This is a genomic window from Achromobacter sp. 77, from assembly GCF_020541125.1.
Lineage (GTDB): Bacteria > Pseudomonadota > Gammaproteobacteria > Burkholderiales > Burkholderiaceae_B > Achromobacter > Achromobacter mucicolens.
The window spans coordinates 3,427,436-3,451,563 of record NZ_CP059848.1; the positions used below are offsets into that span (position 1 = coordinate 3,427,436).

Consider the following 24,128-nt stretch of genomic DNA (forward strand, 5'->3'; position numbering starts at 1 on the left):
TCAACCCTGAACAATGTCGAGCTTGGCGATGCCAAGCGCCAAGGTTTTGGCGCCGACATCGCGGAAGTGGATTTCCGCCTGGGCGTCCTGTCCCGCGCCGCTCAGGCCGATGATCGTGCCGTCGCCGAAACGCGCGTGACGCACACCCTGCCCCACACGATACTGCTTGTCGCCCACCGTGACGCCGGTAGCGACACCGCGGGGTTGACGCGGCGCAATGGTGTTGGTCGGCTTGCGGCCAAAGGCATCGCCACGGTTGCCGCCGCCCCACCCTGCACCTGTCGCGCTGACCGGGGCCAGCCCGGCCTTGGGGGTCAGCCACTTCAGGTGCTGCTCGGGAATTTCATCCAGAAAGCGCGAGCGCATGGCGTATCGCGTCTGGCCATGCAGCATCCGGCTTTGCGCCAGGCTGATGTACAGGCGCTGCCGCGCGCGCGTGATCGCCACGTACATGAGGCGGCGTTCTTCTTCCAGGCCGGCCGGCTCGAGGATGCTGTTCTCGTGCGGGAACAGCCCTTCCTCCAGGCCGGTGATGAACACGGCGTCGAATTCCAGGCCCTTGGCGGCATGCACCGTCATGAGCTGGACGGCATCCTGGCCTTGCTGGGCCTGGTTGTCGCCGGCCTCGAGCGCCGCATGCGACAGGAACGCGGCCAGGGGCGTCAGGTTGTCGCCTGCAACCGCAGGCGCGTCCACCACACCCGGCATGAGCGTGGAGGACGTGTCACCGTCGGGCACCTGGCCGGCGGGCATGCCGTCGTAGTTTTCCTCGGACGCAAACACCGCCGCGGCCGTGATGAGTTCGTTCAGGTTTTCCAGCCGTTCGGCGCCTTCGCGCTCGGCCTTGTAATGGGCGTTCAGGCCGCTGGCCTCGAGCATGTGCTCGACCATTTCGGGCAGCGGCAGCTCGCGGGTTTCTTCGATGAGCCGATGAATCAGCTGCGCGAACTGGGCCAGATTGGATCCGCCCTTGCCCGCAACCCGCGCTACCGCGCCATACAGGCTGGTGTCGTGCTCGCGTGCGGCATCGGCCAGTTGTTCGAGCGTACGTGCCCCGATCCCGCGCGTCGGGAAATTGACCACCCGCATCCACGACGTATCGTCGTGCGGATTGGCCATTAGGCGCAGGTAGGCCAGCGCGTGCTTGATTTCCTGGCGCTCAAAAAAGCGCAGACCGCCATACACCTTGTACGGGATGCCGGCCGAGAAAATGGCGTGCTCGATGACGCGCGACTGCGCGTTGCTGCGATACAGCACGGCGATTTCCCGGCGGTCGCTGCCTTCATGGATAAGGGAACGGATCTCGTCCACGATCCACTGCGCTTCCATGCCATCAGACGGCTGCTCGATGACGCGCACCGGTTCGCCCTCGCCCTGGTCGGTCCAGAGATTCTTGCCCAGGCGTCCCGAGTTGTGGCCGATGAGCGCGTTGGCCGAATCCAGGATATGACCGTACGAGCGGTAGTTCTGCTCCAGGCGGATCACGGTGCCATGCGCATAGTCGCGCTCGAAGTCAGCCATGTTGCCGACGTTGGCGCCGCGGAAGGCGTAGATGGACTGGTCGTCGTCGCCCACGGCGAAGATGGCCGCGCCACCGCCCGCCAGCAGGCGAAGCCACTTGTACTGCAGCGTGTTGGTGTCCTGGAACTCGTCGACGAGGATGTGGCGGAACCGGCGCTGGTAGTGCTCGCGCACGGGCGCGTTGCGCGACAGCAGCTCATAGGCGCGCAGGAGCAGCTCGGCAAAGTCGACCACGCCTTCGCGTTGGCACTGCGCTTCGTAGAGCTGGTAGATCTCGATCAGGCGGCGGCGGTGCGCGTCGTAGGCTTCGACGTCGGCGGGGCGCAGGCCCTCTTCCTTGGCGCCGTTGATGAAGCGCTGCACATCGCGGGGCGGGTACTTTTCGTCGTCCACGCCGTTGGCCTTCATGAGGCGCTTGATGGCCGCAAGCTGGTCCGTGACGTCCAGGATCTGAAAGCTCTGCGGCAGGCCGGCGTCGCGGTGATGCGCGCGCAGCATGCGGTTGCAAAGGCCGTGGAACGTGCCGATCCAGAGGCCGCGCGTATCGATCGGCAGGATGGCCGACATGCGCGCCAGCATCTCGCGGGCTGCCTTGTTGGTGAACGTGACCGCCAGAAGCCCAAAAGGCGAAGCCTGGCCGGTTTGAATCAGCCAGGCCATGCGGGTGGTGAGCACCCGGGTCTTGCCGCTGCCCGCCCCGGCCAAGACCAGGGCGTGCTGCGGTTCTAACGTTACTGCGGCGCGTTGTTCAGGATTGAGCTTCTCTAGCATCATGCCGCGTAGCGGCGCAGATGTTGAGCGAACTGCTCAAGCCCAGCGATGCCGCTTTGCTGGGCGCGCTGGCACCAGGCCTGCAGGTCATGAAGAAGTTGTTCGCTGCTGGCGCTGGAGCTTTCCCAGATGCGGCCGAGTTCACGGCGCATCTGAACCAGCGTCGACAGCGACTTGTTCTGGGCAATGGCCTTGTCCACGGCAGCCAGTTGCTCGGGCTGCAGGATTTCTTCGTTGCGGTGGATGGCACGGCGCACGCTGTGCAGCTTGGTGTAGCCGCACTCGGCGTTGCCTTCCTGGCGCGAGGCCTTCAGCTTGGCCAGCTCTTCGCGGGCGGCGCTCTTGATCACGTCCGCATAGCGGGCCATGACTTCGTAGCGGTGCGTGATCACGCCTTGCAGCGTGCGCAGGTCGATGCCCGTGCGGGAGTCGTCCAGCTTGAGCTTGGGCGCAACCTTCTTGATCTTGGCCAGGCCGAAGAACTTCAGGATGTTGATGTAGCACCAGCCGATGTCGAACTCATACCACTTGGCCGAGAACTTGGCGGACGTGCCGTGGGCATGGTGGTTGTTGTGCAGCTCTTCGCCGCCGATCACGATGCCCCAAGGGAACACGTTGGTGCTGGTGTCCGGGCTGTTGTAGTTGCGGTAGCCCCAGAAGTGGCCGATGCCGTTGACGACGCCGGCGGCCCAGAAGGGGATCCAGGCCATCTGGACAGCCCAGACGGTGACGCCGATGGCGCCGAACAGGGCGATGTCGATGGCGAGCATGGTCAGCACGCCCCACAGGCTGTGCTTGCTGTAGACGTTGCGCTCGAGCCAGTCGTCAGGCGTGCCGTGACCGAACTTGGCCATGGTTTCCTTGTTGTTCGACTCTTCGCGGTACAGCTCCGCGCCGCGGAACAGCACCTTCCAGATGCCGAACAGCATGGGCGAGTGCGGGTCACCTTCTTTTTCGCATTTGGCGTGATGCTTGCGGTGAATGGCCACCCATTCCTTGGTGACCATGCCGGTCGTCATCCAGAGCCAGAAGCGGAAGAAGTGCATGACAGCCGGATGAAGATCCAGACCGCGGTGCGCTTGGCTGCGATGGAGAAAAACCGTGACCGCAACAATCGTGATGTGCGTCACGACCAAAGTGAAAACGACGATCTGCCACCAAGTCGCTTGGGTCAGGCCGCCGGCAATGAAGGAGAGGATGTAATCCATAAAGCTGTTATGAGCCTCGCATGAGAAGTGGCTGAAAGTTTAGCTTACCTTAGCCGTCTGATGACAATCTAGTTTCAAAATAGTTATTGAGAGAAATCAAGGACTAAGCCGCGGTTTTGACCAAAAAAGCCGCGCTCGCGGCGCTTTGGGCGCACGCAGAGCCTTCAACGGCGCCATTCCGGTGTCCACGCCCCCGGGAGGGAGAGCTGCGACTTTCGCAACGGCACCGGGTTTTGGCTACATTTGGCGATTAAAGTTCCAGTCAGGCAAGTCCGCCGTCTTGAAGAGGCCACGATAGCCGGGCACACTGCCCGCCGTCACGCCCCAAAACTGTCTCTTTTGTCCCACTAATGCCCCTGAATCTAATGCGTCACCGTTTTTACATCGCCCTCGCCGCGCTTGGCGTGGGGTTTTCGGCGTCTGCCCAGGCGCAAACGCTGAAGTCCGGGGACGTTGCCGTCCTGGCCTCTTACTATGAGATTCGTGGTTCGGACTGCCTGGCGTTGCGGGCGCCGCGCGTCGCGATCACCCAGATGCCGACGCTGGGCAAGGCCAGCATCCTGCAGACGCGCGGACAATCCAACGATTCCGGGCGCTGCGCCTACAAGTCGGTGCCGGTGGCACAGGTGGTCTACCAGGCCGACCGGCCGGGCTCCGACACCCTGTCCTGGGAAGTGAAGTACCAGAACAAGACGATCGGAACCCGCCGCTACAGCGCGACGGTAGGGGTCACACCGGGTCCTTGACGCCGGCTTCTTCCTGCAAGGCGGTTTCGGCGCCGGCTTCCTCGGCGGCCACCGGCTCGGCAAACTCCGCATCCTTGGCGTCTTCGGCGCTTTCCGAAGCTTCAGCGGCACCGGAAGCCGCTGCCTTCTTCTTGCGCTCGAACACGGCGGCAAAGAACCCGTCGGTGCCGTGCACGTCCGGGCGCAACTGCACGTAAGGACCTTCCAGCTTCAGGGTCTCGCACCGGGCGCCCAGGATTTCGGCGGCGTCCACGCGTTCGAAATCCGGGTGGCTGGCGAGGAACCGGTCAGCCTGGACTTCGTTTTCTTCGGCCAGCAGGCTGCATGTGGCGTAGACCAGACGCCCGCCGGGCGCAACGCAGCGCGCCGCGCTGTTCAGGATGCGCTCTTGAAGCTGACCCAGTTCAGCCAGCGCCTCGGGGTGCTGACGCCATTTCAGGTCCGGATTGCGGCGCAGGGTGCCGATGCCGCTGCAGGGCGCATCGACCAGCACGCGTTGCGCCTTGCCTGCCAGGCGCTTCACGCGCGCATCGTTTTCATTGTCGATCACCACCGGCACGACATTCGACAGGCCGCTGCGCGCAAAACGCGGCTTGGCGCGCGCCAGCCGGGCCGCCGAAACATCAAAGGCGTACAGACGGCCGGTCGAACGCATCAGCGCGCCTAGAAGCAGCGTCTTGCCGCCTGCGCCCGCGCAGAAATCGATGATCATCTCACCGCGCCGGGGAGCAACCAGGAGCGCGAGTAACTGGCTGCCTTCGTCCTGGACTTCGATGCTGCCGTTCTCGAATTGGGGCCACCGGTTGATGGCGGGCCGCCCTTGCATGCGGATGCCCCACGGCGAAAAAGGCATCGCCGTCGGCTCATAGCGGCCCGCGCTTTGCTGCAGTTCGGCCAGCATGGCATCGCGCTCGGTCTTGAGCGGGTTCACGCGCAGGTCCAGGCTGGCCTGGCGGTTCAAGGCCTCGACCAGCGTGTCCGGGCTTTCCATGGCGCTCAGACGCTCGTCCAGCCAATCAGGAATGCTGCCGCGCACGGCGCGGGGCAAGGTTGCCACGTCGATGCGCGACACGCGCTGCAGCCATTCGGCTTCGGCCGCGTCCATGCCCTCTTGCAGGGGTTCTGCGCCCACCGTGGCATTCAGACCCAGGATGGCCAGGCGGCGCGAAGCGGGGCCGACGCCGCTTTCCGCGTACTGGCGGTAGCGGCGAAGGTGACGCAGCACGTCATAAACGGCCTCTGCGACTTCGGAGCGGTCGCGCGCGCCCAGGTTCGGGTGGTGGCGCAGCCAGTGCGACAGCGCAGCGTCGGCCGGATAGGTCCATTGCAGGATCTCGCCCAGCACGCGCTGCACCTGGTCGATGCGGATGGCGCCGTGCGAGAGGCGCGGGCGGTTGGATTGGGGCTTTTGCGGGGCGTGATCGCCGCCGCGGTGTTCGCCACGTTGACCGCTGGAGGCACGGGAATCGAAGGAACGGGAATCCGGGCGGCTTTGCCCTTCGCGGCGGTCCTGGCCATATGAATGGCGGTCACCGCCACGGGCTTCGCCGTGCTGGCCGCCGAAGGACGAGCGGGAATCCGGGCGGCCCTGACCTTCGCGGCGGTCCTGGCCATACGAATTGCGGTCACCGCCACGGGCTTCGCCGTGCTGGCCGCCGAAGGACGAGCGGGAATCCGGGCGGCCCTGACCTTCGCGGCGGTCCTGGCCGTACGAATTGCGGTCGCCACCGCGGCCTTCGCCGCGCGGGCCGCCGAAAGACGCGCGGGAATCCGGGCGGCCCTGGCCTTCGCGCCAATCTTGGCCATACGAATTGCGGTCGCCGCCGCGGCCTTCGCCACGCGGCCCGCCGAAGGACGAGCGCGAATCCGGGCGGCCCTGGCCTTCGCGGCGATCCTGGCTGTATGAATTGCGGTCGCCACCGCGGGCTTCGCCACGCGGCCCGCCGAAGGACGAGCGCGAATCCGGGCGGCCCTGGCCTTCGCGGCGATCCTGGCTGTATGAATTGCGGTCGCCGCCGCGGCCTTCGCCACGCGGCCCGCCGAAGGACGAGCGCGAATCCGGGCGGCCCTGGCCTTCGCGGCGATCCTGGCCGTACGAATTGCGGTCGCCACCGCGAGCTTCGCCGCGCTCCTGGCCGTAGCCGCCGCGATCGCCACCGCGATCGTCACGGGCGCGGTCGCCGGATTCGGACCGGTCGCGGGGCGCCGGCTTGCGGGCGTCGCCCTTGGGGCGGGAGAAGAAGGATCGGCCGTCGCGGCCTTCCGTGGCGGCGCCGAAGGAGCCGGCCAGCCGGGAACGCGGGGATTGGGGTTTGGTCATGGTGTAGTCCAGTGGGGCGCAGGCGCTCGCGCCCGATAAATGCTTTTCAGGCCGTTCAGACGGCCGGCGTCCAGGAAAAAAGGCGCACGGGGTCGCCCTGGACGGCCACGCGGTGATCATTTGTCAGGGTAACCCGGCCTTCGGCCAGCCAGCGAACGGCAGCCGGAAAAGCCTGGTGTTCGACGGCCAGCACGCGCTCGGCCAGCAACTCCGGGGTGTCGCCGGCCAGAACCGGCACGCAACCCTGGGCAATGATGGGGCCGTGGTCCAGGACCGGGGTGACGAAGTGCACGGTGCAGCCATGCACTCGCACGCCCGTCGCCAGGGCCTGGGCGTGCGTATGCAGCCCCGGAAACGCGGGCAGCAAGGAAGGATGGATGTTGACCAGGCGGCCGGCGTAGTGATTCACGAAACCGGGCGTGAGCACCCGCATGAATCCGGCCAGGATGACGTAGTCGGGCTCGTACCGGTCGATTTCGGCAGCCAGCGCGGTGTCGAAGGCTTCGCGGCTGGCGTAGTCCTTGTGATACAGGGCGGCCGTGGGGATACCCTGCCCGGCGGCCCATTCGAGGCCGGCGGCGTCGGGACGGCTGGCGATGACAGCGGCAATTTCCGCTGGCCAGGATTCGTCGCGGCAGGCCTCGGCCAGCGCCTGCATGTTGCTGCCCCGTCCCGAGATCAGGATGACGAGGCGGCGCTTGATAGAAGATATTTCCGGCAAGATGAAGAATTCCAAGGGAAATCGGGCGGGTCCGCCCCCGTGATCCGGAATCGGAAAAGGGCCCGCGCGCGCAGCGCGGAAGCGCCGGCGCGAGAGGACGCTGGCGGGATACGAACAAACCCGTAATCCAAAATTGTAAACTCTCGCTCGTGAAACCATCGCTGCGTATCTACCGATCCCTGCCCCCGCCCGACCGGCGCGCCCCTTGCGCGCTGACGATCGGCAATTTCGACGGCGTCCATCGCGGCCACCAGGCCATGCTTGCCCGCGTCTGCCAGGTGGCCCGCGAACGCGGACTTACGCCGGCCGTGATGACCTTCGAACCGCACCCGCGGGAGTATTTCGCCACCCTGAACCAGCGTCCGGAGCTGGCGCCGACCCGCATATCCGGGCTGCGCGACAAGCTGGCCGCGCTGGCACGCTACGGCATCACGCAGGTCGTGGTCGAGCGATTCAATGCCCGGCTGGCCGAAATGTCGGCCAATGCCTTCATCGAACACCTGCTGGTGCAGGGCTTGCAGACCAAATGGCTGCTGGTGGGCGAGGACTTCCGTTTCGGGCACAAGCGCAGCGGCGACATCGATCTGCTGCGCGAGGCCGGCATGGTGCATGGTTTCGAGGTCCAGACGCTGGCCGATGTCACGGACCGCCAAGGCCACCGCATTTCCAGCTCCGAGGTCCGCACCGCGCTGGCGGTGGGCGACCTGGAGCGCGCCCGTCATCTGCTGGGACACCCCTTCCATATCAGCGGCCACGTCATCCATGGCCAGAAGCTTGGCCGGACCCTGGGCTATCCCACGATGAACCTGCGCGTGGCCGAAAGATGCGCCGCGCGTTCGGGCATCTACGTGGTGCAGGTTCACGGATTGGCCGACCGCGCGCTGCCTGCGGTGGCAAGCCTGGGCGTGCGGCCGACGGTCGAGGACCGCGGCAGAGTGCTGCTTGAGTCACACTTGCTCGATGAGACCGTCAACGCATACGGTAAACTCGTACGCGTCGAATTCCTGCAAAAGCTGCGGGACGAAGAAAAATTTCCTGATCTCCCTTCCCTGACTGCCGCCATCGCCGAAGACGCGCGAAACGCGCGCGCCTATTTTGCCGTTCATGGACTATAAAAAGACCCTCAACCTGCCCGATACTCCCTTCCCCATGCGGGGCGACCTCGCCAAGCGCGAGCCCGCCTGGATTGCGCAATGGGAGGAAAACCACGTCTACCAGGCGATCCGTGCGGCCAGCCGCGGCCGGCCCCGCTTCGTCCTGCATGACGGCCCGCCCTATGCGAACGGCGACATTCACATCGGCCACGCGGTCAACAAGATCCTGAAGGACATCATCGTCAAGAGCCGCAACATGGCCGGCTACGACGCGCACTACGTGCCGGGCTGGGACTGCCACGGCATGCCCATCGAGATCCAGATCGAAAAGAAGTACGGCAAGCACCTGCCCGTGGCAGAAGTGCAGTCCAAGGCACGGGCCTACGCGCTCGAGCAGATCGACCGCCAGCGCAAGGACTTCAAGCGCCTGGGCGTGCTGGGCGAATGGGATCGTCCGTACATGACGATGAACTACAGCAACGAGGCCGACGAGATTCGCGCCTTGGGCCGTATCCTGGACAAGGGCTATGTGTTCCGCGGCTTAAAGCCCGTGAACTGGTGTTTCGACTGCGGTTCGGCGCTTGCCGAAGCCGAGGTGGAATACGCCGATCGCGTGGACCCGGCTGTCGACGTGGCCTTCCCGTTTGCCGAACCCGCCAAACTGGCCAAGGCCTTCGGCCTGGAATCGGTCGAAGACGGCGCCATCGTGATCTGGACGACCACGCCCTGGACCATCCCGTCCAACCAGGCGCTGAACGTGCATCCGGAAATCGAATACGCGCTGGTGCGGGTCACGTCCGAAATCACGCCCAAGTTTGGCCCCCTGCTGCTCATCGCCAAGGAACGCGTCGAAGACTGCCTGAAGTCCTGGGCGCTCGACGGCGAAGTCATCGCCACGGCGCCCGGCCAGGCGCTGTCGGGCATTGAATTCCGCCACCCGCTGGCGCAGTTCAACGCCGCCTACGACCGCAAGGCGCCCGTCTACCTGGGCGACTACGTCACGGCCGACTCCGGCACTGGCGTGGTGCACTCGGCGCCTGCCTACGGTATCGAGGACTTCATGTCGTGCAAAGAGCACGGCATGAAGGACACCGACTTCATCAGCCCGGTCATGGGCGACGGCAAGTACGTCGACAGCCTGGCGCTCTTTGGCGGCCTGTCGATCTGGGACGCGAATCCCAAGATCGTCGAAGCCCTCAAGGAAGCCGGCGCGCTGATGCACGTTGAAAAGCACAAGCACAGCTACATGCACTGCTGGCGCCACAAGACGCCCATCATCTACCGCGCGACCAGCCAATGGTTCGCCGGCATGGACGTCGCGCCCAAGGACGGCAACCCGACCCTGCGCGAAACGGCGCTGGCCGGCATCGACGCCACGGCGTTCTACCCTGCCTGGGGCCGCGCCCGCCTGCATGCCATGATCGCCAACCGCCCGGACTGGACCCTGTCGCGTCAGCGCCAGTGGGGCGTGCCGATGGCGTTCTTCGTTCACAAGGAAACCGGCGAGCTGCATCCGCGCACGTCCGAGCTGCTTGAACAGGTGGCGCAGCGCGTCGAACAAGGCGGCATCGAGGCCTGGCAGGCGCTCGATCCCCGCGAGCTTCTGGGCGACGAAGCCGACCAGTACGAAAAGAACCGCGACACGCTCGACGTGTGGTTCGATTCGGGCAGCACGCACGCCACGGTGCTGGGCGGCAAGGACGGCGAATTCGCCGGCTCGCACGGCGCCGAACTCGGCTGGCCCGCCGACCTCTACCTGGAAGGCTCGGACCAGCATCGCGGCTGGTTCCATTCGTCGCTGCTCACCGGCTGCATGCTCTACGGCCAGCCGCCCTACAAGGCCCTGCTGACGCACGGCTTCGTGGTGGACGGCCAGGGACGCAAGATGAGCAAGTCGGTCGGCAACGTGATTGCCCCGCAGAAGGTGTCCGATTCCCTGGGCGCCGAAATCCTGCGTCTGTGGGTCGCGTCCACCGATTATTCCGGCGAGCTCTCCATCTCGGACGAAATCCTCAAGCGCGTCGTGGAAGGCTATCGCCGCATCCGCAACACGCTGCGCTTCCTGCTGGCCAACCTGGCCGACTTCGACGCCGTGTCGCAATCGGTGCCCTACGGCGAGCTCTTCGAGATCGACCGCTACGCGCTCGCCATGACGGCGCAGATGCAGGCGGAAGTCCAGGCGAACTACGAGCGCTACGATTTCCATCCGGCCGTCTCGCGCCTGCAGACCTTCTGCTCCGAAGACCTGGGCGCGTTCTATCTGGACATCCTGAAGGACCGCCTGTACACGTCCGCACCGGACAGCCGCGCGCGCCGCTCGGCGCAGACGGCCCTGCTGGATGTGACGCAGACGCTGCTCAAGCTGATGGCGCCCATCCTGTCGTTCACGGCCGAAGAGGCCTGGAAGGAACTGGCGGCCTCGGCCCTGAAGAACCAGGCCGATGCGGCCCGCACGACGATCTTCACCGAGGTCTATCACGTGCTGCCGCCGTTTGCCGACGCCGAGACGCTGACCGCCAAGTGGGCGCGCCTGCGCGCCATCCGCGCCGAGGTCCAGCGCAAGCTGGAAGAAGTGCGCACGGCGGGCGACATCGGTTCGTCGCTGCAAGCCGAGGTCGACCTGTACGCCAACGGCGAAGACCAGCAATTGCTGGCCAGCCTGGGCGACGACCTGCGTTTCGTGCTGATCGTCTCGCGCGCCACCGTGCACGCTGGCGAAGGCGAAACCCGCATCGAGGTCACGCCGTCGGCGCACAAGAAGTGCGAACGCTGCTGGCACTGGCGCCTTGACGTGGGCCAGGACGCCGATCATCCCGAGATCTGCGGCCGCTGCGTGTCCAACCTGTTCGGCTCGGGCGAAGCCCGCGACAAGGCTTGAACATGACCCGCCCCTCCGAACACGGGGTGACGGACGCCGCCCCCGCCCGCGCCGCGCCGGCGCGCGTGGGCGGCTGGCTGGCGCTGGCCTTGCTGATCATCGTGCTGGACCAGTTGACCAAGATCTACTTCAACACGGCCTTCCAGTACGGCGAGCGCGTCAACATCCTGCCTTTCTTTGACTTCACGCTGGTGTTCAACCGCGGGGCAGCCTTCAGCTTCCTGGCCTCCGAAGAAGGCTGGCAGCGCTGGCTCTTCACCGGCCTTGGTTGCGTGGCGGCGGTGGTCATCGTCTGGATGCTGCGCCGCACGCACGGCCAGCCGCGCTTTTGCCTGGCGCTGACGCTGATCCTGGGCGGCGCCATCGGCAACGTCATCGACCGCGTGGTGTATGGCCACGTGGTGGACTTTCTGCTCTTCTACTGGAACGACTGGCAGTTCCCTGCCTTCAACCTGGCCGACGTCGGCATCACCTGCGGCGCGGTGCTGCTGGTGCTGGACGAACTGCTGCGCGCCCGCAAGCCGCAAGCATGACAAAAGGGGGGCATGTTGCCCCCCTTTCGTTTCCAGCGGTTTTCGTCTGCATTGATGCCCCCTCTAATCCATGACGAACGGCGCGTTGCGGCAATGCAGAATAAAATCCCTTTCAATTCCTCGATTACACGGCGCTGAACCCGCCGCCCTGCCCTCATGCTCGATCTCGCCCGCAAACGCATCGTCCTCGGCCTGACCGGGGGCATCGCCTGCTACAAAATCGCCGAGCTGGTGCGGCGCCTGACCGAACAAGGCGCCACGGTGGACGTGGTGATGACCGAGGCGGCCACGCACTTCATCACGCCCGTCACCATGCAGGCGCTGTCGGGCCGCCCCGTGTTTGTGGACGCCTGGGACGCCCGGGTGCCCAACAACATGGCGCACATCGACCTGACGCGCGGCGCGGACGCCGTGCTGATCGCCCCCGCCAGCGCCGACTTCATGGCAAAGGTGGCGCACGGACTGGCCGACGACCTGCTGTCCACGCTGTGTCTGGCGCGTGCCTGTCCGCTGCTGGTGGCGCCCGCCATGAATCGCGAGATGTGGGCCAACCCGGCCACACAGCGCAACGTCGAAACCCTTCGCGGCGACGGCGTCACGGTGCTGGGACCCGCAGCGGGCGAACAGGCCTGCGGCGAGACCGGCGATGGCCGGATGCTGGAAGCGCATGAGCTCCTGACCGACCTGATCGCCTTCTTTCAGCCCAAGCTGCTTGCCGGCCGCCACGTGCTGCTGACCGCCGGCCCCACGTCCGAACCCGTGGATCCGGTGCGCGTGCTGAGCAACCGGTCATCCGGCAAGACGGGCTACGCGCTGGCGCGCGCCGCGCGCGAAGCCGGTGCCCGCGTCACGCTGATCACTGGCGCGACCTTCCTGCCCATTCCTCGCGGCGTGACCGCCCTGCCTGTCATGACCGCCCGCCAGATGCACGACGCCGTCATGGCCAGCGTGGGCGACGCGGACATCTTCATTGCCGTGGCCGCCGTGGCCGACTGGCGCGTGAAAAACGTCAGCACGCAAAAGCTCAAGAAAACCAGCGAAGGCGGCGGCGCGCCGGTGATGGAATTCGAACCCAATCCGGACATCCTGGCCGAAGTGGCCAAGCTTGAGAACGGCCCGTGGTGCGTCGGCTTTGCCGCCGAAACCGAAAAGCTGGCCGAGCACGCTGAAGCCAAGCGCACGCGCAAGGGCATTCCGCTGCTGGTGGGCAATCTGGCGCACAAGGTAATGGACGCCGACACCACAGAGCTGGTGCTGTTCGATGCCCAAGGCACCCACCCGCTGCCTGCCGGCAACAAGCTGGACGCCGCACGCCGGCTTATCGCCGAAATCGCGGCGCGCATGCCAGCCTGACCGGGCATCTTGGATACCCCGGCTTGCATTAACGCGCGCCGGCTTATCCGGCGCCACGCATCAAAAAAAACGCCAGTCCCGAAAGGGTCCGGCGTTTTGCTCTATGGCGACTTTCGCGACCATGGAGACTGAAGCCGCCACCCGCGCGTTACTGCTCCAGGCTGATGTTCGCGGCCTTGACGATGTCCGCCCATTGCTTGCGGTCATTGTCCAGGAATGCGCTGAACTTCTCGGGCGTCATGCCGGTGACGGGCTCCGAACCCAGGCCCGCCATCTTCTCGACGAGTGCCGGTTGCTTCAGCACGTCCTGCAGCGCGGCGTAATAAGCGGCCAGCACGTCCGCGGGCAGACCGGCGGGCGCGAAGACACCTTGCCACGTCGGCATGTCAAAGCCCTTCAGGCCTTGCTCGTCCAGCGTCGGCACGTTGGGCAACTGGGCGGCGCGCTTGATCGAGGCGACGGCAATCGCCTTGACCTTGCCTTGCGAAGCCAGCGGCGCGGCGGTCGAGATGTTGTCCATCGTCATGGCGATGTGGCCGCCGAGCAGGTCGGTGATGACCGGCGCGGCGCCGCGGTAGGCGGCGTGCGGCACTTTCACGCCCAGCTTGTACAGCATGGTCTCGGCGATCAGGTGGTTCGAGATGCCCACGCCCGCGGTGCCGTAAGTGGCCGTCGGCGTCTTCTGGAAGTATTCCTTCAGTTCGGCCAGGTTATTGGCAGGCACGTCCTTGTTGACGATGACCACATTGGGCTGCACGGCAGCGAGTGTGATGGGCGTGAAGTCGGTGGGCTTGTAGTTCGTGCCCTTGGGGTTCAGGACATGGGTGATGGCCATGGAACCGGCGGCGGCGATGCCGATGGTGTAGCCGTCGGCGGGCGCCTGGCTCAGGCGGTACGCCATGATGTTGCCGCCGGCGCCGGCCAGGTTCTCGACCACGACGGGTTGGCCCAGGCGGGCCGACAGCGGCTCGGCCAGCAGGCGGGCCAGCGTGTCGGCCGAACCGCCCGGCGCAAAGCCCACCAGCAGGCGCACGGGCTTGGCGGGCTTCCAGGCGTCGGCGGCATGGGCCGAGGCAGCCGAGAGCGCGGCAACGGCGAACAGTGCGCCAGCGGCGCGGTGCAGGGTACGGCTGATCATGAAAAAAACTCCCAACAGTTGATTGACGAAGTCGGCTTCGTCTCCTCTCGCCGCTCGCCCGAAGCGGCCGCGCGAGTCCGTGCGGCCAGAGTTTCGGGATTGCGTCCGGCGGCGTTATTCCAGTATTTGTGCCAGGGCCTGGGCCACCAGGCGGTTGGACAGCAGCACGGGGCGCCCCGACGCCTGCGCCACGGCATCGCGCATGCGCTGCGCGTAGCCCACGCAGTGCATGACGATCAGGTCGCAGGACGCCAGTTCGCGCCCGGCCGCCTCGAAGTTGCGGGCGGCCTGCTGCGCGTCGGCCTCGTAGGGCGAGGCGTGCACAACCTGCGTTTCGCATTCCAGCGGCACGGCCATGTGAAAAGCGTCGACCTGGGCCTCAAGCGGAACGACCAGCCCGACCTTGCGGCAGTGCTGCGCAAGGCCAGCAACAAGGTGGTCCACGACCTGCTGCGGCTCCACCACCAGCGTGCACATGGGCGCGATGGCCGTGCCGGTGCACAGCGGCACCAGCACGTCGTACCCCTGCCCGTCGGCCTCTCGCATCACGTGCGCCAGCCGGGCCTCGGCAGCCGCGGCGTCCAGTTCGATCTGAGAACCGTCTCGCAGGCGCGTGGCAAAGCGGTATTCGCGGGGCCGCGGCGCCAGCGCGGCCAGCCCCGCAGCGTCCAGGCCGTCCAGCGCGCCGAACTCGTCGATGCGCACGTGGGCGCCCAGCACGCGCGCCATCTCGGGCACAACGTCGCTGCGCGGCGATTGACCGATCGTGAAGAACGCGACGCGGCGCGGTGTGCGGGCGCTCATTGCGCGGCTCCGTCTTCGCGGCCCACGGTCTGCAAGTGCGCCATCGAGCCGTAACGGGCCTGCAGCGCGTGCCACTCGGCATCGTCGAAGAAAGTCATGGCGCGCTGGCCGTACAACTTGGCGATCTCGATGCAGAAGCGCATGGCGACGTCCGCGTCCACGGCGTTGGTGACGCCGGTGGCGCAACCGGGCACGGTGGTCTGCGCGGTCAACGCCACGCCGACGACCGGCGCGTCCGTGGCGATAGCCGGCTGCATCAGCGAATTGACGTGCCACAAGCCGTTTTCGTAGGGCGTGATGTCCTGGGTGGTCAACGGCAGCGTGACCGGCAGCTCACCGCTGACCCAGCCCATGACGTCGAGCATGGTTTCGGGGATGCGCAGCAGGTAGCCCTGCTTGGCCACCGGGGTCAGCGCCACGCCGCGCTTGTTGACCAGGCGGTTGCCGCGCGTGGTGTCCACCGACAGGATCGCGTCCATGCGCGGATCCACCTCGTGCGACATCATTTCGCGCATGGGGAACGGCGAGCGCATCATCGGCACCGGATGATGCGGCCGCGTGCCGGCGCGCGGGCAGATGTGCGTGCGGATGCGGACCGTGCCGGGCAGTACGTCGCCCTGCTGCGCCATCGCCATCAGCTTGAGCGCGGCGGCGATTGCGACGACGGCGCCGTCGCTGTCGGACACCAGGCCCGTCACCGCTGGGCGCGCGCCGATGCCGCCCAAGCGGCCCACGATGCCCAATTGCGGGGCCGAGGCATCCGCGCCGGGAATCACGATGGACAGGAAGTCGGTGGCAAGACCGTCACGCTCCAGGTGCGTGACCTGCACTTCGCAATGGCCGGCGTCGCGCAGCACCTGCGCCACGGACTCGCCCGTGACGTGCGCGGACGACAGCAATTCGATAACGTCGATGACCTGCTTCATGCCGGGATTTCCACGGGGCCGGGACGGAACATGCGCGGTTCTTCGCGCCCCAGGAAGAGCGGCGCATCGTGCGGACCGACCAGCGCGATCTTGTGGCCGCGCACGCGCAGACCGGCGCCTTCGGGCAGGCCGAGCACCGGCATGGCCGGATTCAGCGTGCAGAACTCGGCCAGACGCTGGGCGCGCGTTTCGCCGCGGTGGCCCGGAGGGTGCGCGTTGGTGTAATGCGGATTGATCTGGAAGGACAACAGGCCCAATGCATCAAAGCCTTGCGGGTCGGTGATGGGCATGTCGTTCGTCGTGCAGATGGTGGGACACGTCAGGTTGGAGCCCGCGCTCCAGCCCAGATAGGCCGCACCCGCGCGCACACGGCGCGTCACGACCTCGAGCAGGCCCTGGCGGCGCAGCTGGCCCAGCAGATTGAACGTGTTGCCGCCGCCGACGATGATGACCGACGCGGCCTCCAGCGCGGCAACGGGATCTTCGGCCGTATGCAGGCCCTGGATGGCCAGCCCCGTGTCGGCCAGCGCGGACGAGACCAGCGCCGTGTAATCGTCCCAGTTGCGCGTGACCCCGGCGTACGGCACGAACACGGCCGGCGCGCCTTGCGGCAGGGATTCAATCAGTTCGCGGATGTCCGGCATGGCGTGCACCAGATAGCCGGCGTCGCTGCTGGAATTGCTGAGGAGCAGAAGGTTCATGGAAGTCAGAGTCCGAAGGGGTAAGGGTTCTGGGCGCGGCGCATTGCGGCCAGCGCCGTGAATTCAGGCGGTCAGTTCAGCCAGTAGGGATCGTTCAACTCGCGGCCCAGCGCGCCCACCTGCTGCAGAACCGATTCGCGCAGCACGGCCACGCGCGCCGCGTCGGCCTGGAAGGAGACGAACGACAGGCATAGCCCGCGCAACTCGCCGGTGGCCGGGTCGCGCACGGCGGCGGCCACGGCGCCGATGCCGGGCATCGCCTGGTCGATGGCGACCCCGCAATGGTCGGCGCGCGTCTGCGCCACCAGGCGTGCCAGGTCGCCCACGGTGGCCGGGCAGTCGCGCCCTTCGACGGGCAGCGGCTGGGCGGGGTCGGCGCCATACAGCGCCTCGAATTCGGCATCGGTCAGGCGCGACAGCAGCGCGCGCCCCATCGCGGTGCCGGACGCGGCACGGCGCGAGCCGGGCGGCGACAGCACCTGCACGGGGTGCGAGCCATTCAAGCGTTGCAGCACGACGGTTTCACGCTGGTTGAGCGTGGAGAGATAGGCGGTCAACCCGCTGTCGTCGGACAAGCGGGCCAGCACGCCGCGGCAGGCTTCGTCCAGCGGCGTGGCGGCCATGCCGGCGCGCACCGCCTGCGCCAGCAGCGCGCCGGGGCGGTAGCGGCGCGTGCCCGCGTCCTGGTCGAGCAGGCCGTAGTTCTGCATCTGGTTCAACAGGCGCGACGCCGTGCTTTTGGGCATGGACAGCCGCGCCGCGACCTCCGTGAAGCTCAATTCGGCCGCGCCTTCCGCATAGAGCGAGAGCACGCGCTGGACGCCGTCAAGAATACTCATACTTGTTCCATAAAACGGAACCTAAGTTCCTTATTAGAGAACAAGAATAATGCAAGCGATGGAAACAGGTCAATACGGCCCCGGAAAGAAAAAGGCCCCCGCGTTCACGGAGGCCTTCAAAGTGCGGACGAGTATCCGGCGGGTCTTACTTCGTGGCCAACTCGGACCATTGCGCCAACGGCAAGGGCGGGTGCGCATCCAGGATGCGGCCGAGCACCAGCTTCATTTCATCCCAGCCGCCGCGGTTGGTGGGCCAGACCGACGGTGTGATGGCGTTCCATGCGCCGTCCGTCGCACGCTCGGCCATCTTGAAGCGGAACGTGTAATGCCCTGCCATGCCCATGCGCAGATCCGACACCACCAGCGCATCGTCGATGACGTCGTAGCGTAGCCAGTCGTCCGTGAACCAGCGCAAGCGCTCATGCAGCGGCACACCGGCCAGGACGCGGCCCGCCTCCAGGTTGAGCGGCAGCCGCACCCATTCCGGGGGATGGCGATCAAAGAGGCTGCTGACCGATTCGTAATAGCTGCCATCGCCACTTTTGGCGATTACGCGCCACACCAGCGTATTGAAGGGCATGGGGATGGCCCGCACCTGTGTGACTGCAATGCCCTGCGCCTGCATCACCTCGTGCACGCGCTGCTCGGCCGCCATCCTGCCTGCCAGCCCGAAGCCCAGATAAGCGGTGCTGAACACCAGCGCCCCCACCAGCACGCGCCGAGCGGTGCGGGTGATGCCGGAGATGATCGCAAACACGACGCCTATGAGCAGCGGCACGGTGTACACCGGGTCAATGATGAAGACGGACGACCAGCTCTCCGGCGTCAGCGCCAGCGGCCAGAACAATTGGGTGCCGTATACCGTGAAGGCATCCAGGATGGGATGCGTGATCAGCACCAGCCATATCGTCAGAAAGAGCCGCCGCCCGCTATAGGGCGCAGTGGGCCAGAACCTGCGTATCAGCCACGCCAGCAACATCGCAAGGCCCGTCAGCACGAACACGGAATGCGAAAAGCCCCGGTGATACGTCATGAGCGACACCGGATCCGGATAGCGCATCAGGACGTCCAGATCCGGCAGGGTGGCCAGCGCCGCGCCATAGACAAGGGCGCGTCTGCCCTGCACGCGCCCCAGCATGGCGCCCTGGATGCCGGCGCCCAGCACCGCTTGTGTAACTGAATCCATGTTTCTCCATCGTCGAGCGTTCCACCAAAAAGCCTACCCGCGATACGGCTGGCCCTGCAGGCGTTAACATACCCGATTGCGTTCAGCTAATTTTCAACTTTGCATTCATGGATGAATACATCACTCAGATCGGCCAGTTCATCGAGGCCAACCAGGCGTGGGCCGGACCGATCACATTCCTCCTCACGATGGGCGAGTCCATGGTGCTCCTGGGGCTGTTCATTCCCGCCACCGCGCTGCTGCTGCTCACGGGCGGCCTCATCGGCTCCGGCACGCTCGCGCCCTGGGGCGTGATCGCCTGGGGCATCGCGGGCGCCATCGTGGGCGACGCGCTGTCGTACTACTTGGGGCGCTGGGCGGGCCCGAGCGTGCTGCGGCGCTGGCCGCTCAAGCAGCAGCGCACCGGCGTGGCCCGGGCGCGGCTGTTCTTCTACCGGTACGGCTTTGCGTCCGTGCTGATCGGCCGGTTCCTGGGCCCCATCCGCTCCACGATTCCCACCGTGGCGGGCGTGATGGGCATGGCGCACAGCCGCTTCCAGATGGCCAACGTGCTGTCGGCCGTGCTGTGGATGCCGCTGATGCTGGCGCCCGGCTACATCACCGCGCGCAGCCTGGGCACGGCGGAAAACGCCCAGCAGATCGCCATGATGATCGGCGCGGGGCTGTCGGTTTTGCTAGGATGCGGGCTTCTCCTCGCCATGGTGCGCAAGCGCCGCCAACCGGTGCGCGTGCGGCGAGGCAATTGATCCGGAGAGCGTCATGGCCATCGATGCCGAGCCCAAGAACGGCGATTTCGCGCGCTATATCGAAGAGTTGACCAGCGCCGGCGGCGCCTCGCCCGGCCGCATCGCAAGCCGGCGCGACGCCCGCAGGCAGACGTCCCCGGTGACTGTGCCCATCCCCGTGGCGGCGCCGCCCTCTCCCACCCCGGGTTCGCTGTCGGAAGCCCCGTGGGGCAATACGGCTTCGTCCGCCCCGCGGTCGCGCTCTGCGTCCCAAGCGCCTTTGGCGACGGCGCCGGGCCAGCCCGACGAAGCCAACATCACCCTCGCCCGGCAGGCGGGACGGCGCAAGCTCGGCGTCGTGTTGACCGTGACCGGCATCATGGCGGGCTGGGCGGCCGCCAACATCGCCTTCCGTGCGCTGCAAAGCCCCCGGTTCGAACTGGACGAGTTGATGCCAGCGATATTCCTGGCGTTCTTTGCCTTCATGCTGTTCAAGGCGGCCCGCGGCGCCCGCAATCCCCGCAAGACGCCCCTGAACAAGTTGCCGCCCCTGACGCCTTCCTCGTATCGCAAGGACGGCGCCTGACGCGCCGGCGCGTGGCCGGCGGGCGTTGGTGCTAACATTTCCGGCCATTGAATCAGCCCCATCCCCGGAGTGAAAGTGAACAACGTAGTCGGATTGAACCAGGCCCAGGCGGCCACGATGCTGAAGCTGCAAGGCCACCTGAACAGCATGATCAATCCGGACTGGGTCAATGGCGGCGCCCGCTTCCTGCGCGCCGCCTTCGTCGAGTCGGCCGAAGCGCTGGAACACTACGGCTGGAAGTGGTGGAAGAAGCAAACCATCGACCTGCCCCAGGTCCAGATGGAACTGGTCGACATCCTGCACTTTTACCTGTCGGACACGATCGTTCAATCGGCGGGCGACGTCGAGGCCGCCGCGCGCGCGCTGGTCGCTGACCTGGCCTCGCCCGCCACCGTCACGCTGGACGGCAAGTCCCATGACCTCGCCGCCCTGAACGTGCCGGAATTGCTTGAGCTGATCGGCGGCCTGGCGGTATGCGGCCGCGCCAGCTTCAAGGTCCTGGAGCAGACCATGACCGCGTGCGACATGACCTGGAACGACGCCTATACGCAGTACGTGTCCAAGAACGTGCTGAACATCTTCCGCCAGCAGCACGGCTACAAGGAAGGCACCTACATCAAGATCTGGAACGGCGAGGAAGACAACGTCGTGCTCGCGCGCCTGCTGTCCCAGCAGGATCCGGCCAGCGCGGACTTTGCCGACGTCCTGCATCGCGAACTGGAAGCGGCCTACGCGCGGCTGTAAGCCGCTGCTGCCCTCTTAAAGACCCCGCGGCCGAGCTTTAGCCAAATGCCGCCTTCCTGCGCCGAAGAATAGTAGGCGTCTAGTGCCGTACATGGCCCCCTCGCACTCGGCACTTCCCCATTACTTCGAACCTTGGGGAAGCGTCGCGCCTGGCGTGCCTCGGTGTGGGAATAAAAAAACGAACCGATGTCAGCCTCCGACCTCTACGTGGGAGGCCGGGAGCTCCAGGCACGGCCGAATCCAAAGCCCCCGCATTTGAGCGCAGTTTAGATATCCTCTGATTTCCTTGCATGGTCCCTGGCAATACAAGTGACGTTTCACACTTGATTGACTCCCATGGAAGACAAGGATGGCCCACCAGAGTGACTTGCGCTTCACCTTCCGCGTGGTCGACGGGATGGAATTCGACGTCATCGAATTTACCCTGGACGAAGCGCTGTCCGAGACCTTCCGCCTTGAACTGGACCTGGCCAGCTCCGATCCCGCGGTCGACTTCGGCCAAGTGCTGGACCGGCCCGCGCTGTTCACACTGTGGCACGGCGAACAGCCGGTGCGCCACGTCCACGGCCTGGTCAGCGCGCTGGAACAGGGCGAGACTGGTTTCCGCCGCACCCGCTACCGTGCCGTCATCGAGCCCGAACTGGCACGGCTCAAACTGTCCTCGGATTGGCGCGTCTTCCAAACCCAGAGCGTCCCGGAGATCATCGAGGGTGCGCTCAAGCGCCATGGCATTCTCAACCATGGCTTGATCGTCACCAATCAGCACCTGCCCCGCGAGTACTGCGTGCAGGCTGGCGACACCGACTACCAATTCCTGGAGCGCATTGCACGCGAGGAAGGTTTCTACTACACCTTCCTGCATAACGCCGATGGCCACCGGCTGATTCACAGCGACCGGCTGGCCGTCCAGGGCAGCATCGGCGACGCCCCGGTGCTGTACAACCCCAACGCCGGCGGCGACGCGGCCGCCCCAGCGCTGCGCCGCTTTCGCTACGTCGAGAACGTACGCACCGCGCAACAAACCCAGCGCGACTACGTGTTCACCAACCCCGGCTACGACCAGCAACACAGCCTGCGCGGCCGTGACCTTGCGCAGGACGCTCGTCGGCCTTACGAGCGGTACGACTACCCCGGCCGCTACAAGAGAAACGAGGCCGGCAAACCCTTCACCGAGAACCGCTTGCGCGGCCACCGCCGTGACGCGCGCATCGCCCGGGTCGAAGGCGACGACCCACGGCTGCTACCCGGCATCTCCTTCGAGCTGGCAGGCCACCCTCGAGATGAGTGGAACAGCGCCTGGCGCCCGGTGCGCATCCAGCACCACGGCATTCAGCACACCAGCCAGGCCGAGGACGGCGCGGATTCCGAGCAGGGCACCCGATACAGCTATGCTGCCGAACTGGTCACCGACTGCACCGAATGGCGCGCCGAGCCGCTACCCAAGCCGCGCATTGACGGCAGTCAGCCGGCCACCGTCGTCGGCCCGCCCGGCGAAGAGATTTACTGTGATGAATGGGGCCGGGTGAAGATTCAATTCCCCTGGGACCGCCTGGGCAACTTTGACGGCCAAAGCTCCTGCTGGGTACGTGCGGCGCAGAACTGGGCTGGCGCGGCATGGGGGCACATGGCCATCCCGCGCATCGGACAGGAGGTGTTGGTCAACTTCATGAATGGCGATCCCGACCAACCCATCATCATTGGCCGCACCTACATGGCCACGCAGCCACCGCCCTACGAGCTGCCCCGGCACAAGACCCGGATGACGATCAAAAGCCAGACCCACAAGGGCCAGGGCTTTAACGAGATGCGCTTCGAGGACGAGGCCGGGCTGGAAGAAATCTACTTCCATGCCCAAAAGGATCAGAACAACCACGTCAACAACGACGAAACTACCTTCATCGGGCATGACCGCGTGGAGCGCGTCGAAAACGACGAGACCATCCATATCGCCGGCAACCGCGCCCTGAGCGTCGCCGGCACCGACACGACCCAGGTGCAGGCAACCTCGACGCTATTGGTGCAGGGGAAACGCACGGTAAATGCTCAAGCCGACGACGTCCTGCATGTCGGGGGGGACCAAACCACGAGCATAGGCGGCAGTTATCTCATCCGTGCCGGCAGACGCATGCAACTTAACGCGGGCGACGAACTCGTCCTTGATGGCGGCATCAGTCTCACCCTTCAGGCCGGGGGGCAGGCAATTCGCCTGGACCCAAGTGGAATCCACAGCAGCGTGCCCATCCGGTTAGGCGCCGCGCCGCGTCCGCTGACTTCATGGGACTCCGAACCCTTGACGCTAGCACCGCATGAGTACCTGCGCGCCGCGCAGGAAGGCGCACTGCTTGTTTCCCCAACCTGCGAGTTCGATGCTGATGGACGCTGCAAAATTCACCTACGCCACTGACCGGTTACCCGGGTTGATCCAGCAGGCGGAAATTCCGTTGCCGCCGGACCTGGATCGCCATTGTGTGCTTCTGGATGCCGCAATTGACGACAACTTGCTCGCATCCCTTTATGCGGAACGCGATGCCGAGGGGTGGGCGGTCGAGCCGCTCTTTCTGGGCACCCCGCTTCAACCTTTGAGCAACGTGGGACCACATCTGGTCCAGACATGGCGCGGCAGCCGTGTCATCGGCGACATCCTCAGCCGCATGGAACACGAACCGATGGGCATCACCTTGTTCCCCAAGGACGGCGCAACCTGGGAGCAACTCTGCAATCACTGCCGAACATGGCTCAGCGTCACGGGAGAAGGTGAAAGGCCCATGCAGCTGCGCTGGTTTGACCCGCGCTGGACTCGCGCCTTGCTGACGGTGCTGACGCCGGTACAACGCCAAGCCCTGGCCGGTCCGTGGCAGGCGTTGTCGTGGCACGACATGGGGCGCTGGAACCATTGGGCGTCTGACCCACTCGATGCCGAGGAAGAATGGACACGTCCCGTCTTCGACAAGGCGCTGTTGGCCCGCCTGGATGATGAACGCCGTTGGGATACCGCCGCCGCGCTGACGCTGGACTACGAGCAATGCTTTCCGCGCGGAGACAGTGATGCGGATCATCGATGGAGCTACCGGACACTAACGGATGCCGCCTGTTATGGCATCACGCAGCTCGCAAGGCTGGAACGCTGGTTTCGCCTTGCCTTGGTCCATGGCCAGGACTTCCATCGTCGCCATCCGCACGTCGAGTCCCTGCTGCGCGACGCTACCCGCCTGCAGTCGGAGCGCCTCTCCTTGCTGGAAGACCTCTTTGAAGAAGGAAAGGCCTCATGACAAGCGCCGCGACGCTCCCTCCCCCCAAACATGCCGACAGCGATCTCGACAGCAAGGCCGAATGC

Annotated in this window: 21 protein-coding genes; 11 read left to right on the top strand and 10 right to left on the bottom strand. The window is 65.9% G+C overall.

Annotated features, from left to right (window positions below; translation table 11 throughout):
• On the bottom strand, positions 1-2,295 hold the full coding sequence (locus H4P35_RS15845; RefSeq protein ID WP_056324422.1) for a UvrD-helicase domain-containing protein: 2,295 nt from the start codon (positions 2,293-2,295) through the stop codon (positions 1-3).
• Entirely contained in the window at positions 2,292-3,428 is a 1,137-nt protein-coding gene (locus tag H4P35_RS15850; protein ID WP_369818561.1) for a fatty acid desaturase, read from the bottom strand. Before H4P35_RS15850 ends, H4P35_RS15845 begins: the two co-directional genes overlap by 4 nt.
• Here H4P35_RS15850 and H4P35_RS27270 point away from each other — a divergent pair.
• Positions 3,348-3,524: a hypothetical protein gene (locus H4P35_RS27270; RefSeq protein ID WP_370458371.1), complete on the top strand. Its 177-nt coding sequence runs from the start codon at positions 3,348-3,350 to the stop codon at positions 3,522-3,524. The two genes, H4P35_RS15850 and H4P35_RS27270, sit on opposite strands and share 81 nt — an antisense overlap.
• A gap of 341 nt (positions 3,525-3,865) precedes the next feature.
• Positions 3,866-4,246 carry a hypothetical protein gene (locus H4P35_RS15855; protein WP_370638925.1) on the top strand — a complete coding sequence of 127 codons (381 nt, stop codon included), beginning with the start codon at positions 3,866-3,868 and terminating at the stop codon, positions 4,244-4,246.
• Here H4P35_RS15855 and H4P35_RS15860 read toward each other — a convergent pair.
• Entirely contained in the window at positions 4,230-5,591 is a 1,362-nt protein-coding gene (locus tag H4P35_RS15860) for an RsmB/NOP family class I SAM-dependent RNA methyltransferase (protein WP_226849477.1), read from the bottom strand. The two genes, H4P35_RS15855 and H4P35_RS15860, sit on opposite strands and share 17 nt — an antisense overlap.
• Positions 5,592-6,621: 1,030 nt before the next feature.
• A complete protein-coding gene (purN, locus tag H4P35_RS15865) occupies positions 6,622-7,278 on the bottom strand; it encodes a phosphoribosylglycinamide formyltransferase (protein ID WP_172802195.1) in 657 nt (218 codons plus the stop codon).
• A 158-nt stretch (positions 7,279-7,436) separates the two neighbouring features.
• On the opposite strand from purN, the gene H4P35_RS15870 reads away from it, so the two are divergent.
• The 4 genes from H4P35_RS15870 (at position 7,437) to coaBC (ending at position 13,145) form a co-directional block, all read left to right on the top strand.
• Positions 7,437-8,402: a bifunctional riboflavin kinase/FAD synthetase gene (locus H4P35_RS15870; RefSeq protein WP_063955488.1), complete on the top strand. Its 966-nt coding sequence runs from the start codon at positions 7,437-7,439 to the stop codon at positions 8,400-8,402.
• Complete coding sequence (ileS, locus tag H4P35_RS15875) at positions 8,392-11,259, top strand: isoleucine--tRNA ligase (RefSeq protein WP_226846201.1); 2,868 nt, start codon at positions 8,392-8,394, stop codon at positions 11,257-11,259. Before H4P35_RS15870 ends, ileS begins: the two co-directional genes overlap by 11 nt.
• A 2-nt stretch (positions 11,260-11,261) precedes the next feature.
• Entirely contained in the window at positions 11,262-11,792 is a 531-nt protein-coding gene (gene lspA, locus H4P35_RS15880) for a signal peptidase II (protein ID WP_152384776.1), read from the top strand.
• A 156-nt stretch (positions 11,793-11,948) separates the two neighbouring features.
• Positions 11,949-13,145: a bifunctional phosphopantothenoylcysteine decarboxylase/phosphopantothenate--cysteine ligase CoaBC gene (coaBC, locus tag H4P35_RS15885; protein ID WP_056324402.1), complete on the top strand. Its 1,197-nt coding sequence runs from the start codon at positions 11,949-11,951 to the stop codon at positions 13,143-13,145.
• A gap of 148 nt (positions 13,146-13,293) precedes the next feature.
• On the opposite strand, the gene H4P35_RS15890 is transcribed toward coaBC, so the two are convergent.
• The 6 genes from H4P35_RS15890 to H4P35_RS15915 all read right to left on the bottom strand — a co-directional run bounded on the left by H4P35_RS15890 (position 13,294) and on the right by H4P35_RS15915 (position 18,739).
• Complete coding sequence (locus H4P35_RS15890) at positions 13,294-14,283, bottom strand: tripartite tricarboxylate transporter substrate binding protein (protein ID WP_056324398.1); 990 nt, start codon at positions 14,281-14,283, stop codon at positions 13,294-13,296.
• Positions 14,284-14,397: 114 nt separating this feature from the next.
• Complete coding sequence (locus H4P35_RS15895) at positions 14,398-15,087, bottom strand: AroM family protein (RefSeq protein ID WP_226846202.1); 690 nt, start codon at positions 15,085-15,087, stop codon at positions 14,398-14,400.
• Entirely contained in the window at positions 15,084-16,013 is a 930-nt protein-coding gene (locus tag H4P35_RS15900) for a DUF1177 domain-containing protein (protein WP_226846203.1), read from the bottom strand. Before H4P35_RS15900 ends, H4P35_RS15895 begins: the two co-directional genes overlap by 4 nt.
• Positions 16,010-16,714, bottom strand: a complete 705-nt coding sequence (gene pepE, locus H4P35_RS15905) for a dipeptidase PepE (RefSeq protein WP_062840701.1) — start codon at positions 16,712-16,714, stop codon at positions 16,010-16,012. The genes H4P35_RS15900 and pepE overlap by 4 nt, the downstream gene beginning before the upstream one ends.
• A 71-nt stretch (positions 16,715-16,785) precedes the next feature.
• Positions 16,786-17,553 carry an IclR family transcriptional regulator gene (locus tag H4P35_RS15910; RefSeq protein ID WP_217617524.1) on the bottom strand — a complete coding sequence of 256 codons (768 nt, stop codon included), beginning with the start codon at positions 17,551-17,553 and terminating at the stop codon, positions 16,786-16,788.
• Positions 17,554-17,698: 145 nt separating this feature from the next.
• Complete coding sequence (locus tag H4P35_RS15915; RefSeq protein WP_217617523.1) at positions 17,699-18,739, bottom strand: metal-dependent hydrolase; 1,041 nt, start codon at positions 18,737-18,739, stop codon at positions 17,699-17,701.
• 107 nt (positions 18,740-18,846) lie between these two features.
• Between H4P35_RS15915 and H4P35_RS15920 the strand changes: the two genes are divergently transcribed.
• From H4P35_RS15920 to H4P35_RS15940, 5 genes are all read left to right on the top strand, one after another.
• Positions 18,847-19,485: a DedA family protein gene (locus H4P35_RS15920; RefSeq protein WP_062840698.1), complete on the top strand. Its 639-nt coding sequence runs from the start codon at positions 18,847-18,849 to the stop codon at positions 19,483-19,485.
• A gap of 13 nt (positions 19,486-19,498) precedes the next feature.
• A complete protein-coding gene (locus H4P35_RS15925) occupies positions 19,499-20,050 on the top strand; it encodes a hypothetical protein (protein WP_226846204.1) in 552 nt (183 codons plus the stop codon).
• Between the two features lie 93 nt (positions 20,051-20,143).
• Positions 20,144-20,794, top strand: coding sequence for a dUTP diphosphatase (locus H4P35_RS15930; protein ID WP_370638983.1), 651 nt, complete (start codon positions 20,144-20,146; stop codon positions 20,792-20,794).
• 349 nt (positions 20,795-21,143) lie between these two features.
• Complete coding sequence (locus tag H4P35_RS15935) at positions 21,144-23,198, top strand: type VI secretion system Vgr family protein (RefSeq protein WP_226846205.1); 2,055 nt, start codon at positions 21,144-21,146, stop codon at positions 23,196-23,198.
• Positions 23,161-24,063 carry a DUF4123 domain-containing protein gene (locus H4P35_RS15940; RefSeq protein ID WP_152384785.1) on the top strand — a complete coding sequence of 301 codons (903 nt, stop codon included), beginning with the start codon at positions 23,161-23,163 and terminating at the stop codon, positions 24,061-24,063. Before H4P35_RS15935 ends, H4P35_RS15940 begins: the two co-directional genes overlap by 38 nt.
• Positions 24,064-24,128 lie beyond the last annotated feature (65 nt).